This is a genomic window from Arthrobacter sp. YD2, from assembly GCF_030410475.1.
In the GTDB taxonomy this organism is placed as follows: Bacteria; Actinomycetota; Actinomycetes; order Actinomycetales; family Micrococcaceae; genus Arthrobacter_B; species Arthrobacter_B zhangbolii.
In genome coordinates this window covers 157,762-172,071 of sequence record NZ_JAUHHB010000002.1, presented here as the reverse complement: position 1 = coordinate 172,071, position 14,310 = coordinate 157,762, and the positions used below count along the sequence as shown (strand labels likewise).

Sequence of the window (14,310 nt, the reverse complement as noted above, 5' to 3'; positions counted from 1 at the left end):
GGCCGGCCCGGCTGCGGGGACGGATTAGCTGCCGGTGCGGATGACCTTGTGCTGGGCTGCCTGCGCCAGCGGCCGCAGCACCACCTGGTCCAGGTTCACGTGGTGCGGCAGGTTCAGGGAGAAGGCCATGACCTCGGCAACGTCCTCGGCGGTCAGGGGCTTCTCGACACCGGCGTACACCTTATCCGCCGCGTTCGGATCCCCCAGCCGGTTCAGGGAGAACTCCTCGGTCTTCACCATCCCGGGAGCTATCTCGATCACCCGGACGTTGTGTTCAGCCTCTTCCAGGCGCAGGGTGCGGGCCAGCATTTCCTCGCCCGATTTGGCCGCGCAGTACCCGGCGCCTCCTTCATAGGCTGTTGAGGCCGCCGTCGAGGTGAGCAGCAGGACGGAACCGCGCCCGCTGGCCCGCAGCGCCGGCAGGAATGCCTGTGTCATCCGCAGCGCGCCGAGGACGTTGACGTCATACATCCGCTGCCAGTCACTGATGCTGCCCCCGGCAACGGAGTCCAGCCCGAAGGCCCCTCCGGCGTTGTTGATCAGCGCATCCACGCCCCCGTCGGCCAGCACCGTTTCCGCCAACTGCGCCACGGACGCATCGTCGGTAACGTCCGCGGCCACGGGGACGGCGCCTGTCTCATCCGCGAGCGCCTGGAGCCTGTCCGCACGCCGGGCCACCGCGACCACATCCCATCCTGAGGCCCGGAGCGCCCGCACAGCGGCGGCTCCAATGCCTGAACTTGCTCCGGTAACTACTGCCCGCTTGGGTGTGATCTCAGTCATGGGAGCTACTTTAGCCACGGTTTGCGGCCTGCCCCGTTCCGTGACGGACGGTTGCGTCGCCCCGGGGAGCTCCGCCCGCCCATTTGTCCCGTGTCCGCATCACCAGGCAAATGAATTCGTCCGGGTGGTGCAGGATCATCTCGGCTGTAATCCGCAAGGTGACCCAGCCTCCGGAGGCTGAGCAGTTCCACCGCTGTCTGTCCTTTCGGTAATCCAGCCGCCCGCTGTGGAAGGCATACCCGTCTATCTCCACAATCAGCCATCCGTCGATAAGAAAGTCCACCCTGCCGACCCCGGGCACCACCACTTCCTCCGCGAATCGGATCCCGGCCGCAAGAAGGTGGAAGCGGGCGCAGACCTCCAGCGGAGACGCTGTAGTACGGCGGACGGAGTCCAGTAGTAGGCGGATGGGCCAGTCCCGCTGGCCGCTGAATTCCTGGCGGAGCCGTGGTAACCCCACAGCATCACAAATGACCGCTGATTCGGCCAGGACCAAGGCTTCCACACGGGGAAGACATTTGAAGGCATCGTGGACAATCTGCTCCGGCAGGAAAACCGGACGGTGTGCCGAGCGCTGTCCACGGTGAAGACGCGTACCCGGGATGTCTTTGGAGGAGTTCCGGCGAATATGGGCACAGGTAGCTGGTACAAGCACCCACCAGCCCAGGAGCCGCGCTGCGGACACACAGGTGAGGGATGCCCCGTGGCGTGCCGCCGTCACCAGCTCCGGATCGGCATCCGGGACGGCGAAGGTCCCCCTGGCTATCCGTCGGATGCTGCCTGCACTCGTTGCCCGTTCGATTTCCGTTCGGGAGAATCGGTTCGCCGTCAGCGTCCCGTATCCGGCAACACCGTGGCGGGCTCGAAGGAACAGTTCAAGTTGCTGCATTCCGCCAGCTTCGTCCCCTGAAGGGACCAACCCCGGCAACGGGATGCGGTATGTGCACAGCGGCCCGGATGGCTCGCCTAGGCGGCACCCTGTGGAGGGTGCCACCTTCCAACCACCCCGGATAAGTCGCCACGAAATCCCATCCAGTGGGGCTGCCGGCAACCAGTGGGGTCCCACCCGCCACAGGGTTCACACTCGATGGGAAACTGTGCGAGCCGGGCACCCGGCACCGCCCCACCGCCCCGGCACCGCCCCGCGCCCCGGGAACACTACGCCCCGGGTGCGGGCCCGGAGAGCAGATAGTCGCGCAGGACCACCGCCTCGTTCTCCTTCTCATTCCGCGCTCCGAACAGCAGCACTGTGTCCGGCCGGGACCGGCACTCGAGACTGAAGTCCACCACCTCGGGATTCTGCTCCAGCTCGCCCCGGTACCGCTGGACAAACTCCTCCCAGCGCTCCTCCCGGTGACCGAACCATTTGCGCAGGTCGGTGCTGGGGGCCAGGTCCTTCAGCCACTCATCCAGGCTGGCCCTTTCCCTGGACACCCCGCGCGGCCAGAGCCGGTCCACCAAAACCCGGAAGCCGCCGTCGGGAGGTGCGTAGATCCGCCGGATACGTACATTCCATGACGGGGATTCGCTCGTGGACGCCATACCGGGATGCTACTGCCGGCGAACCGTGCCCGGACAGTGCCTCAGACCATAGCGCTGCATGGAAGAATGGAAAGCATGGCTGAACATATCCCGGGCACAGACACGCCCGACAACGCACCCAAGACCGTATCCGTCCCCGACAAGCCCGCCCTTGAGGGGCTCGAGTCCAAGCTGAGCGCCCGCTGGCGCGAGGAGGGAACGTACGCGTTTAATCCGGACACGGTCCGGGAGCAGGTCTACTCCATCGACACTCCCCCGCCCACGGCGTCCGGTTCCCTGCACGTGGGGCACATGTTCTCCTACACGCAGACCGACGTTATGGCCCGCTACCAGCGGATGACCGGCAAGAATGTCTTCTACCCGATGGGGTGGGATGACAACGGCCTGCCCACCGAACGCCGTGTGCAGAACTACTACGGTGTCCGTTGCGACCCCACCAAGCCGTACGACCCGGATTACCGCCCCCCGGCCAAGGCTGCCAAGAACCAGCGCGATTTCGACGTCGTCTCCCGCCGCAACTTCATTGAGCTGTGTGAGGAACTGGCTGTGGAGGATGAGAAGGTCTTCGAGGACCTCTTCTCCACCCTGGGCCTGTCCGTGGACTGGAACCGCACCTACCGCACCATTGATGACCATTCCCGCGCCGTCAGCCAGCGCGCGTTCCTGGAGAACCTGCGGGCCGGCGACGCCTACATGGCCGAAGCTCCCACGCTCTGGGACGTCACCTTCCGCACCGCGGTGGCCCAGGCCGAACTCGAGGACCGCGAGCAGCCCGGCGCCTACCACCGGATCAGCTTCCACGCCCCCGACGGCGAGAAGATCTACATCGAAACCACCCGCCCCGAACTGCTGCCGGCCTGCGTGGCCCTCGTGGCACACCCCGACGACGAGCGGTACCAGCGCCTGTTCGGCACCACGGTGAAGTCCCCGCTGTTCGACGTCGAGGTGGAGGTTAAGGCGCATCCGCTGGCCAAGCCGGACAAGGGTTCCGGCATTGCCATGATCTGTACCTTCGGCGACCTGACCGACGTCACGTGGTGGCGGGAACTGAACCTGCCCACCCGCGCCGTCATCGGCCGTGACGGCCGCATCCTGGCCGAGACCCCGGAGTGGATCGCCACAGATGCGGCGAAGGAAAACTACGCCGCCCTGGCCACCAAGACCGTCTTCAGCGCCAAGGAAACCGTTGTCGAAATGCTCCGTGAAAGCGGAGACCTCGACGGCGAACCGAAGAAGATCACCCACCCGGTCAACTTCTTCGAAAAGGGCGACAAGCCCCTCGAAGTGGTCACCAGCCGCCAGTGGTACATCCGCAACGGCGGACGCGATGAGGAACGCCGCGAACGCCTGATTTGCCGCGGCCGGGAGATCGATTTCCATCCCGCGTTCATGCGCTCCCGCTACGAGAACTGGATCGAAGGCCTGAACGGCGACTGGCTGGTCTCCCGCCAGCGCTTCTTCGGTGTTCCGGTGCCGGTCTGGTACCCGCTGGACGCTGCGGGCAACCCGGATTACGACAATCCGGTCCTCCCGGATTCCGCGTCCCTGCCGGTGGATCCTGCCGCAGAAGCCGCGCCAGGGTACGAAGAGTCCCAGCGCAACCAGCCCGGCGGCTTCATTGGCGACGCGGACGTCCTGGACACCTGGGCCACTTCCTCCCTGACCCCTCAGATTGTCGGCGGCTGGAGCGTGGATGAGGACCTCTTCGCCAAGGTCTTCCCGTTCGACCTGCGTCCGCAGGGCCACGACATCATCCGCACCTGGCTGTTCTCCTCCGTAGTGCGCGCCGATGCCCTGAACGCGGCCGCTCCGTGGAAGCACGCCGCGATTTCCGGCTGGATCCTGGACCCGGACCGCAAAAAGATGTCCAAGTCCAAGGGCAACGTGGTGGTCCCCACGGATGTGCTTAACGAATACGGTTCCGACGCCGTGCGGTACTGGGCGGCCTCCGCCAAGCTCGGCGCGGACACCGCCTACGAAATTGCGCAGATGAAGATCGGCCGCCGGCTGGCGATCAAGCTGCTCAACGCGTCCAAGTTCGTCCTGAACCTGGGCGCGACGGAGGCGAACGTGGCACTGGATGACACCTCGGTGATCACCAACGCGCTGGATACGTCCCTGCTCGCCCAGCTGACCGACGTCGTTCAGGCCGCTACGAGCGCGTTTGAACGCTACGACTACGCCAAGGCACTGCAGCTGACCGAGTCCTTCTTCTGGTCCTTCACGGATGACTACGTGGAGCTGATCAAGGACCGCGCCTACGGCGCCGCTGGCGAGGCCGAGCAGGCATCGGTGCTGGCCACCCTGGCAACCACCCTGGATTCGCTGCTGCGCCTGTTCGCCCCGTTCCTGCCCTTCGCCACCGAAGAGGTCTGGGGCTGGTGGCGCAGCGGGTCCGTGCACCGCGCGCCGTGGCCGAACGTCGACGGCCTTTCGGCCGCTGTGGCCGACGCCGACGCCGCGATCCTGGGCACGGTTGCCGCCGCACTGGGCGGCATCCGCAAGGCAAAGTCCGAAGCCAAGGTCAAGCAGCGCACCGAGGTCCTCAAGGCCACGGTGACCGCTCCGGAGGGCGCCGTGGCACGTCTGCGGGCAGGACAGGCTGATCTGAAGGCCGCAGGCAACGTGCGCGAGCTGAACCTGGCGGTCGGCGAGGGTGAGCTCAGCGTCTCCGACGTCGAGCTGGCACCGCCGGCCGAGTAGCGGCACATACAAAGGGCCCGTCCGGACTTTTCCGGACGGGCCCTTTTGCTGTGCTCAGCGGATACTCACCGCTCAGCTGCCCCGCATTCCGGAGCAGATGGGAATTAGTCGAAGCGCGGGCTTTCGGTGCGGCTGCGCTTAAGTTCGAAGAAGGCCGGGTTCGAAGCGAGCATCACGGCGCCGTCAAACATGGTTCCTGCTTCCTCGCCGCGCGGGATGCGGGTGAGGACCGGCCCGAAGAATGCGGTGCCGTTGAAAGCAACAATGGGGGTCCCGACCTCGTCGCCAACCTTCTCGATGCCTTCCTTATGCGAGGCACGCAGCTGGGCGTCATATTCGTCAGTCTCGGCATAGCGAGCCAGATCGGCGGGAAGTCCGGTCTCCTCAAGGGCCTCGCGGATTACGGAGGGGAAATCCTCATTGCCGCCGTCGTGGATCCGGGACCCCATGGCGTCGTAGAGCTTTTTGACGTACTCATCGCCGTGGAGCTCCTGTGCAGCGATGATGACGCGTACAGGACCCCATGCCTTGTCCATCCGCTCCCGGTAGTCCGCCGGCAGGTCGCGTCCCTCGTTGAGGACGGCAAGGCTCATCACGTGCCAGTTGGTGCGCACGTCGCGGACCTGTTCCACCTCGCCCATCCAGCGGGAGGTGACCCAGGCGAAGGGGCACATCGGATCGAACCAGAAATCTGCGGTGGACGCGGAAGCAGTAACGCTCATGGAAATCTCCTTTGATGGCAGTCCGCGGCTTTGCCCGCCGCGCTCAGTACCGGATAACAACCGCGGATCAGGCTGATTTGTTCCGACGCTTGGTGGCCACGGCGTGCGAGATCAGCGTAGGTTCGCTCTTGTTCTCGACGGTGTCTGCCGTGATCACTACGGTGGCGACGTCGTCCCGGCTGGGCAGGTCGAACATCACCGGCAGCAGGACTTCCTCCAGGATGGCACGCAGTCCGCGGGCACCGGTTCCCCGGGCCAGGGCCTGGTCCGCAATGGCGTCGAGGGCACCCTGCTCGAAGGTCAGTTCCACACCGTCCAGCTGGAACATTTTCTGGAACTGCTTGACCAGAGCGTTCTTGGGCTCGGTGAGGATCCGGATCAGGGCGGTCCGGTCCAGGTTGGACACGGTGGTGATGACGGGCAGGCGGCCGATGAATTCGGGGATGAGGCCGAACTTCAGCAGGTCCTCCGGCATCACTTCGGCGTAGGAATCGGTACCCTTGGTGGTTTCGTTCAGCGGTGCGCCGAACCCGATGCCCTTGCGTCCGGACCGTGAACCGATGATCTCCTCGAGCCCGGCGAAGGCGCCGGCCACGATGAAGAGCACGTTCGTGGTGTCGATCTGAATGAACTCCTGGTGCGGGTGCTTGCGGCCGCCCTGCGGCGGTACCGAGGCGACCGTGCCTTCCAGGATCTTCAGCAGTGCCTGCTGCACACCCTCGCCGGAGACATCACGGGTGATCGAGGGGTTCTCGCTCTTGCGCGAAATCTTGTCGATTTCGTCAATGTAGATGATGCCCTGCTCAGCCTTCTTGACGTCGTAGTCGGCGGCCTGAATGAGCTTAAGCAGGATGTTCTCCACGTCCTCGCCGACGTAGCCCGCTTCCGTCAGGGCGGTGGCGTCGGCGACGGCGAACGGAACGTTCAGGCGCCGTGCCAGGGTCTGGGCGAGGTAGGTCTTGCCGCAGCCGGTGGGGCCGATCAGGAGGATGTTGGACTTGCCGATTTCCACCTCGTCGCCGGCGACGGCGTCTGAGAGGTTCCCGGTGGCGCGGGTGGCATGGCCTGCCTGGATGCGCTTGTAGTGGTTGTACACGGCCACGGCGAGGGACCGCTTCGCGGGCTCCTGGCCAATGACGTACTCCTGCAGCGCGTCGAAGATCTCCCGCGGCTTGGGCAGCTCGAAAGTGCCCAGATCAGCAACCTCCGAGAGTTCCTCTTCGATGATCTCGTTGCAGAGATCAATGCACTCGTCGCAGATGTATACGCCGGGACCGGCAATGAGCTTGCGTACCTGCTTCTGGCTCTTTCCGCAGAAAGAGCACTTGAGCAGATCCGTGCTCTCACCAATGCGAGCCATAGTTCAGTCCCCTTAGATGGTCCATCAAAAATACGGTTTACCGGCCAGGCGCAGTCAACCATGTTCCACTCTAGGACACTTGCCGGAGCTATTCAGCAACCAGAGAGCCCGTGGTGCCGAATTACGCACCACGGGCCGTCTGTTGCCAGCTGCTTCTATTACATTTTGTTGATGGCCGGAGTCTTGATCTTGCGGGAATCCAGCACCTGGTCGATGAGCCCGTACTCCAGGGCTGCATCTGCGGTGAGGATCTTGTCCCGCTCAATGTCCGTGTTGACCTGCTCCGACGTGCGGTTTGAGTGCAGGGCCAGCGTGTCTTCCAGCCAGGTGCGCATGCGCATGACTTCAGCGGCCTGGATTTCCAGGTCGGAAGCCTGTCCACCCTGTCCGCCGGAGAGCGACGGCTGGTGGATCAGCACACGGGCGTTGGGCAGTGCCAGGCGCTTGCCCGGCGTGCCTGCGGCCAGCAGGACGGCTGCAGCGCTGGCAGCCTGTCCGAGGCAAACGGTCTGGATTTCCGGGCGGATGTACTGCATGGTGTCGTAGATGGCCGTCATGGCCGTGAACGAACCGCCCGGGGAGTTGATGTACAGGGTGATGTCGCGGTCCGGGTCAGTGGACTCAAGCACCAGCAGCTGGGCCATGATGTCATCAGCGGACGCGTCGTCCACCTGCACGCCGAGGAAGATGATGCGGTCTTCGAACAGCTTGGTGTACGGATCCTGGCGCTTGAAGCCGTAGGGCGTACGCTCTTCGAACTGCGGCAGGACGTAGCGGCTGGTGGGCATCTGCGGTGCTGCGGCGGAGCCGGCGGTGCCGAAATTATGGTTCATGAATTACTCCTGAAGTCTGCAAATGGAGGGGCGGGGTCCGGGACCTTAGTCCTCGTCCTTGCCCTCTGCCTGGTCCTGGTTGGTTCCGCCGCCGCCTGTGACGCCGCCGGCGTGGGCGGAGATCTTGTCGAAGAAGCCGTATTCCAGGGCCTCCTGCGCGGTGAACCACTTGTCGCGGTCATTGTCCCGAAGGATGGTTTCAACGCTCTGGCCGGTCTGCTCAGCGGTCAGCTCGGCCATGACGCGCTTCATGTTCAGGATCAGCTCGGCCTGGATCTTGATGTCCGAGGCGGTGCCGCCGATGCCGCCGCTGGGCTGGTGCATCAGGATGCGGGCGTGCGGGGTTGCGTAACGCTTGCCCTTGGTGCCCGAGGAGAGCAGGAACTGGCCCATGGAAGCGGCCAGGCCGGTAGCCACGGTTACAACATCGTTCGGGATGAACTGCATGGTGTCGTAGATAGCCATGCCGGCAGTCACGGAACCGCCGGGAGAGTTGATGTAGAGGTAGATGTCCTTCTCAGGATCCTCCGCGGAGAGCAGCAGAAGCTGGGAGCAGATCGCGTTGGCATTCTCGTCCCGGACTTCCGAGCCCAACCAGATGATCCGCTCTTTGAGCAGGCGGTTGTAGATGTAGTCGTCCCGGCCGGCCGGGTCCACCGTAGCCATGGTGGGGGTATTCGGTGCAGTTGCCATACTGAGTGACCTCTCGCTCTGGCAGGAAACAGATGCTGGCCGTGCCAGTTGCTCCTGCCGGTTGTCTCTTCTAGGACACTAGCCTGTCCACGCCCCGCCGGGCTGCCGTTTAGCGGGCTGTTCGCTGACGGCGCACGATGCAGATCACACGCTTCCCGCCACGGATGGTCCCCGGTGCCGACGCTTAACGCACCGCGCCGCCGGCCCTGTCGGACCGGCGGCGCGGCTGGCCTTCCCTGCGGAACAGGGAAGGACGGGACAGGCTAGGCCTTGTCTTCGGTCTGCTGCTCTTCGACGTCGCCTGCTTCGGCTTCTTCACCGGCGGGACGGACGAATTCGCTCAGGTCAATCTCGGCACCGGTGGTGTCGGTGACCTTGGCGAGCTCCAGCACCTTGGCGAGGGCCTTGCGGCGGCGTACTTCGCCAACCATCATCGGGACCTGGCCGCTCTGGTCGATCAGCTGGGCGAACTGGTTCGGGTCCATGCCGTACTGGCCGGCGGTGGAGACGATGTAGTCAATCAGTTCGCTCTGGTTGACGCCTACTTCTTCCTTCTCCGCTACGGCGTCGAGGATGATTTCGTTCTTGAAGGCGGCCTCGGTGTTGGCGCGGACCTCGGCACGGTGTTCTTCCGTGTCGTGGTCTTCACCGGCAGTGTGGGCGCTTTCGGAGTTGAAGTGCTGCTCAAGCTGCTCTTCAATGACGGATTCCGGAACCGGAACCTCAACGAGCTCCAGAAGCTTCTCCAGCACCTTGTCGCGGGCTTCAACGCCCTGCTCCATCAGCTTGGATTCGGCTGCACGCTTGGTCAGGTCCTCGCGCAGTTCACCGATGGTGTCGAACTCGCTGGCGAGCTGGGCGAAATCATCGTTGGCCTCGGGGAGCTCGCGCTCCTTGACGGCCTTGATGGTCACGGTGACCTCAGCGTCGGCACCGGCGTGCTCGCCGCCGGCCAGCTTGGTGTTGAAGGTAGCGGATTCGCCGCTGCTCAGGCCGGTGACGGCTTCATCCATGCCCTCGAGCATGGTGCCGGCGCCCACCTGGTAGGACAGGTCCGCAGCGGAATCCACTTCTTCGCCGTCAACCTTGGCCACGAGGTCCATGGTCAGGAAGTCATCGGCTACTGCGGGGCGGTCAACAGCCTTCAGCGTGCCGAAGCGGCTGCGCAGTTCTTCCAGGGCCTTCTCGACGTCGGCGTCGGAAGCTTCTGCGGGCTCAACGGTGACCTCGAGGCCTGCGTAGTCCGGCAGCTCGATTTCCGGGCGGACATCCAGCTCAACGGTGAAGAGCAGCTGGCCTTCATCCGAGGCGGGGTCCGGAACTTCGGTGATTTCGACCTCGGGGCGGCTCATGGGGCTGATGCCGGTCTCGCGGACTGCTTCCTGGTAGAAGCCGTTCAGTCCGTCATTGATGGCCGTTTCGAGAACATAGCCGCGTCCAACGCGCTGGTCGATGATGCGGTTGGGAACCTTGCCCTTGCGGAAGCCCGGGACCTGCACCTGGGTGGCGATGGTCTTGTAGGCCTCGTCGATGCTCGGCTTCAGTTCCTCGAACGGAACTTCAACGTTGAGCTTTACCCGCGTGGGTGTGAGGTTTTCTACGGCGCTCTTCACAGCGTAAGTTCTCCTGAGGGTTCTGGGGTTGGTCTGCACCATGGTTATACAGAGTCGGGGTGACAGGATTTGAACCTGCGACTTCCTGCTCCCAAAGCAGGCGCTCTTCCAAGCTGAGCTACACCCCGTCAGTGCACCTGACAGCCTACCTGCCCGGCGGCGGGTATGACGAATTTCAGGGCTGACCGACGTGATCCGCAGCCGGCAGGGGGCCGGTTGCGGGCCGATTACTCACAGCAGGTTTTCCCATGCTAAGGTAAAACCTGCCTTACGGCGCCGGGGATGTAGCTCAATGGTAGAGCCTCAGTCTTCCAAACTGATTACGCGGGTTCGATTCCCGTCATCCCCTCCACAATAGAAGGGCCTTTCGCACAGCGAAAGGTCCTTTTTGTTTTTCGGTGCGGACGTACCTTCAAACACGGCCGCGGATATACCTCCGCGGCCGTGAGGCTGGCCCGGTCAGTGGGCGACTGAATTGCGCGACTCAGCGGGCCTGGCAGGTGGGGCACCAGTAAAGTTTCCGGGCCCCCATTTCAGTGCCGGCGACAGCGGTACCGCAGCGGCGGCACGGCAGCCCCGTCCGCTTGTAGACGTAGTGCGCCTCGGACACGGGAACCGGTTCGCCGGCGTCCTCACGGTCCTGCGGCTCGGTGGTGATAATCCGTCCCTGCCGGACTCCGTCATTCATCAGCGTTACAGTCTCCGCCCACACCTCGGCCGCCTCCGCCTCGCTGATATCCCGGCCGAGCCGCCAAGGGGAGATGCGCCGGCGGAAAAGTACTTCAGCCCGGTAGACGTTGCCGACGCCGGCAAGTACTTCCTGGTTCATCAGCAGCAGGCCCACTGGTGAGCCCTTGCTGCGGAGCCGTTCCGAGAACTCCTGGCCGCCGTCGCCTTCCGCGGCATTTGCGGCGAGGGGGTCGGGCCCCAGACGGGCGAGCACCGCCGCCCGTTCCGGTTCCGTGATGACTTCGCACGCCGTCGGGCCCCGCAGATCTGCCCACCCGTGGTCGGATACCAGCCGGACCCGCACCGCTCCCCGGGGCGGCGGCGGCCCTGCGTACGCGGTGTCCTCTGCGGCGCCGTCGCCGGCTATCTCCCGCTCCCCCACCCGCCGCGGCGCGCCGATGCTGGAAGCACCGGCGAAGGTTTCATCCCCGCCGAAGTCGAAGGCGCCATAGAGGCCAAGGTGGATCCGCAGGTACAGGTCATTATCGAAACGCAGGAACAGCTGCTTGCCGTGGGCTTCGGCGCCTTCAAGGACCTGCCCGTCCAGCCTGGCGGCACCGGAACTGAACCTGCCCTGCGGGCTGGTCACCGCCAGCCGGCTGCCGGCAAATACGGAAGAAAACTGCCGGGCGAGCCGGTGGATGGAATGACCCTCGGGCATCAGGCCACGGTGCCGCTGGTCTCGTAGTCCGCAATCTGCCCGATCCGCCGGATATGGCGCTCCGCACCGCTGAAGGGTTCGGCCAGGAAGGCATCAATGATCCGGGTTGCCTCCTCCACGCTGTGCTGGCGGCCACCGACGGCCACAACGTTGGCATCGTTGTGCTGGCGGGCCAGTTTCGCGGTGTCCAGGTTCCAGGCCAGCGCCGCCCGGATACCCCGGACCTTGTTGGCGGCAATCTGCTCTCCGTTTCCGGAACCGCCCAGCACAATACCCAGCGCCTGCGTGCCTGCAGCCTGGTCGGCGGCCACGGCCTGTGCGGCGTTGATGCAGAAGGCCGGGTAGTCATCTTCGGCGTCATATTCGCGCGGCCCGTGGTCAATTACTTCGTAGCCGCCGTCCGTGAGGTGCTTAATCAGATGGGCGCTGAGTTCCAGGCCTGCGTGGTCGGTTGCAATATGGACGCGCATGTCAGATAGGTCCGTTCACTTTTGATCGAGGGAAGAAATGGCATGTCCAGCTTAACTTTCCTGACGTCCGGGCTGACAAATTTGGGACATCCGGCCGCAAACGCTAACCCGGCGCCTGTCCATGCCGATAACTCCAATAGGATTGTCCCGCCTCGGCGGATCAACCGATCCCTAGCAACGGGCGCTGCTTGCTGCGTCCCAGGTCTCGCTCGCTCGCTCCACAAGGATTTCCATTGAAACGTGCAAAACTCGCGCTATTGGCCCTGCTCGCTACCGCATTGACGGCCGGCGGGCTGCCCGCCCAGAGTTATGGTGATCTGACTCCCGGGCCTTCCGCCAGCCCGGTACCTGCCACCGCCCCGTCGCCGGTTGCCCCGACGCCCGGCGTCGGCGGACTGCCCGCCGATCCGACAGTCGAAGAATTGCCGGTGCCGGAAGAGATACCGCCGCTGACTGCACCGGATGCCATACAGACTGAGCCTGCCGAGCCGACGCCAGCCGCAACTGAACCGGAAGAGCAGGACGCGGAGCACACCGAAGCAGAAGAAGATCCGGGCTTTGATCCGGTAGTGGGCGGCGGCTTCCCTGTGCCGGGTCCCAACACGCCGATGGTGACGGATCCCGACGGAACAGTACGCTCGGCCGTCGAGACCGACATCTCTGCCATGCACGACCACGATCACGGCCAGGCACAGAGCTTCAGCTCTCAGAGTGGCGGCGCCTCGACCTTGGGGGCTGCGGCCCGCAGTGGCACCATCCAAGTGACCCTGGTCTTCGCCACCCTGACCGACAACCGCGGCGGTGTTGACCAGGCAGCGGCAAAAAACTCCATCGTAAAAGCCAACGAGTACTGGCGGGCCGCGTCCAATGGACGGCTCGGTATGTCAATCGTTGAAACCAAGACGCTTAAAAGTACTGCCAATTCCCGTCAGGATTACGGGGCGATGATGAATACCATCAGGAAGGATCTCCGGTGGTACGAAGAGGCGAACGAAGCACTGGTGGTCTTTGTTCCGGCTCCGGAGCTGCGAAGCGGCGGGTACGGGGGCATCCTGGGCGGCGGCTGGACCAGCGGGCCTACGAGCGGCTCGGTGCTTATGCCCAAGCCTTCAGGGTTTACCAACAACGTAGTCACCCATGAGCTTGGCCACGTTCTCGGTCTGCTGCATGCAAACAGCCTTAAGTGCAACAACGGACGGTCCGATATTTGGATAAACTCAGCCGGCAGATGGGCCGACGCAGCCTGCACATCCCGTGAATACGGTGACACCTCCGATCTCATGGGATACGCCCAGTACAACCTGCCCATGATCAATTCCTATTTCTGGGATGCAGGAGGGTTCGGCCGCGGTGACGAAATCCTCAATGCCGGCACGCCCACCCAAGCAAAAACCTTTACGCTCCGACCCTGGGCGGGGAGTGCCTCGAATCGCGCGGTGAAGTTCCGGGACACCTCCGGGGAAACCTACTATCTAGAGCTGCGGTTGCCCGTCGGGTACGACGCCGGGACGGCCACAGGGGGAAACCGCGGTGTGAAGATCGTCAAAGCGGACCTTGCCAACAGCTGGGCACTTAACTCCCTAATCGTCTCGCCGAATACCCGGGACTTTGCGGGCTACGTCAACACGAACAGCACCTGGCAAGCCGGGCAAACGTTCACAACGCATGCGGGCACGACGGTGAAGATCAACTCCGTAAGCAGCTCGTCTGCCTCCATCACCATTGTGGGAGGTTCCGCCGGACGCGCCGCCGGTCCGATCGCCGCGGCGCGGGCATCACACCCCGGCTTGGGTGCCGCCACGTCGGATGTAGTGGGCGGCCTCAAAGATGGTGGCGCTTACCAGAATTTTGCCAACGGTGCGATCCTCTGGTCGCCCGCCACCGGCGCCCACGTATCCCCCAAGGGCGCCATCCGCGATGCCTACCAGAAATCCGGATTCGAAGGCGGCCCCCTCGGCTTCCCCCGCAGCGGCGAAGTCACCATCAAGGGCGGCAAATACCAGGACTTCCAAAACGGCGCCATCCTCTGGTCTTCATCCACCGGCGCCCACGTATCCCCCAAGGGCGCCATCCGCGACGCCTACCAGAAATCCGGATTCGAAGGCGGCCCCCTCGGCTTCCCCCGCAGCGGCGAAGTCACCATCAAGGGCGGCAAATACCAGGACTTCCAAAACGGCGCCATCCTCTGGTCTTCATCCACC

12 protein-coding genes and 2 tRNA genes are annotated in these 14,310 nt (G+C 64.2%); 3 read left to right on the top strand and 11 right to left on the bottom strand.

What is annotated here, in order from left to right; translation table 11 throughout:
• Positions 1-24: 24 nt before the first annotated feature.
• The 3 genes from QWJ37_RS07380 to QWJ37_RS07370 form a co-directional block, all read right to left on the bottom strand.
• On the bottom strand, positions 25-783 hold the full coding sequence (locus QWJ37_RS07380; RefSeq protein ID WP_290244931.1) for an SDR family oxidoreductase: 759 nt from the start codon (positions 781-783) through the stop codon (positions 25-27).
• A gap of 10 nt (positions 784-793) precedes the next feature.
• Entirely contained in the window at positions 794-1,672 is an 879-nt protein-coding gene (locus tag QWJ37_RS07375) for a hypothetical protein (protein ID WP_290244930.1), read from the bottom strand.
• 269 nt (positions 1,673-1,941) lie between these two features.
• Positions 1,942-2,325: a DUF488 family protein gene (locus QWJ37_RS07370; protein ID WP_290244929.1), complete on the bottom strand. Its 384-nt coding sequence runs from the start codon at positions 2,323-2,325 to the stop codon at positions 1,942-1,944.
• 75 nt (positions 2,326-2,400) lie between these two features.
• Between QWJ37_RS07370 and valS the strand changes: the two genes are divergently transcribed.
• Positions 2,401-5,028, top strand: a complete 2,628-nt coding sequence (gene valS, locus QWJ37_RS07365) for a valine--tRNA ligase (protein ID WP_290244928.1) — start codon at positions 2,401-2,403, stop codon at positions 5,026-5,028.
• A gap of 104 nt (positions 5,029-5,132) precedes the next feature.
• Here valS and QWJ37_RS07360 read toward each other — a convergent pair whose 3' ends face one another.
• From QWJ37_RS07360 to QWJ37_RS07335, 6 genes are all read right to left on the bottom strand, one after another.
• Positions 5,133-5,750 carry a DsbA family protein gene (locus tag QWJ37_RS07360; RefSeq protein ID WP_227901558.1) on the bottom strand — a complete coding sequence of 206 codons (618 nt, stop codon included), beginning with the start codon at positions 5,748-5,750 and terminating at the stop codon, positions 5,133-5,135.
• A gap of 67 nt (positions 5,751-5,817) precedes the next feature.
• Positions 5,818-7,110 carry an ATP-dependent Clp protease ATP-binding subunit ClpX gene (clpX, locus tag QWJ37_RS07355; RefSeq protein ID WP_227901556.1) on the bottom strand — a complete coding sequence of 431 codons (1,293 nt, stop codon included), beginning with the start codon at positions 7,108-7,110 and terminating at the stop codon, positions 5,818-5,820.
• Positions 7,111-7,268: 158 nt separating this feature from the next.
• Positions 7,269-7,943, bottom strand: coding sequence for an ATP-dependent Clp protease proteolytic subunit (locus tag QWJ37_RS07350; protein ID WP_227901554.1), 675 nt, complete (start codon positions 7,941-7,943; stop codon positions 7,269-7,271).
• A gap of 45 nt (positions 7,944-7,988) precedes the next feature.
• On the bottom strand, positions 7,989-8,609 hold the full coding sequence (locus QWJ37_RS07345; RefSeq protein WP_227901586.1) for an ATP-dependent Clp protease proteolytic subunit: 621 nt from the start codon (positions 8,607-8,609) through the stop codon (positions 7,989-7,991).
• 290 nt (positions 8,610-8,899) lie between these two features.
• Entirely contained in the window at positions 8,900-10,249 is a 1,350-nt protein-coding gene (gene tig, locus QWJ37_RS07340; protein ID WP_227901553.1) for a trigger factor, read from the bottom strand.
• Positions 10,250-10,303: 54 nt separating this feature from the next.
• A tRNA-Pro gene (locus QWJ37_RS07335) sits at positions 10,304-10,377 on the bottom strand.
• A gap of 150 nt (positions 10,378-10,527) precedes the next feature.
• On the opposite strand from QWJ37_RS07335, the gene QWJ37_RS07330 reads away from it, so the two are divergent.
• A tRNA-Gly gene (locus QWJ37_RS07330) sits at positions 10,528-10,601 on the top strand.
• Positions 10,602-10,733: 132 nt separating this feature from the next.
• Here QWJ37_RS07330 and QWJ37_RS07325 read toward each other — a convergent pair.
• Both QWJ37_RS07325 and QWJ37_RS07320 read right to left on the bottom strand, forming a co-directional pair.
• Entirely contained in the window at positions 10,734-11,639 is a 906-nt protein-coding gene (locus tag QWJ37_RS07325) for a DNA glycosylase (RefSeq protein ID WP_227901552.1), read from the bottom strand.
• Positions 11,639-12,109, bottom strand: a complete 471-nt coding sequence (locus tag QWJ37_RS07320) for a ribose-5-phosphate isomerase (protein ID WP_227901550.1) — start codon at positions 12,107-12,109, stop codon at positions 11,639-11,641. Before QWJ37_RS07320 ends, QWJ37_RS07325 begins: the two co-directional genes overlap by 1 nt.
• Before the next feature lie 233 nt (positions 12,110-12,342).
• Between QWJ37_RS07320 and QWJ37_RS07315 the strand changes: the two genes are divergently transcribed.
• On the top strand, positions 12,343-14,310 hold a 1,968-nt coding region (locus tag QWJ37_RS07315; RefSeq protein ID WP_290244927.1), incomplete at its 3' end, for a zinc-dependent metalloprotease family protein.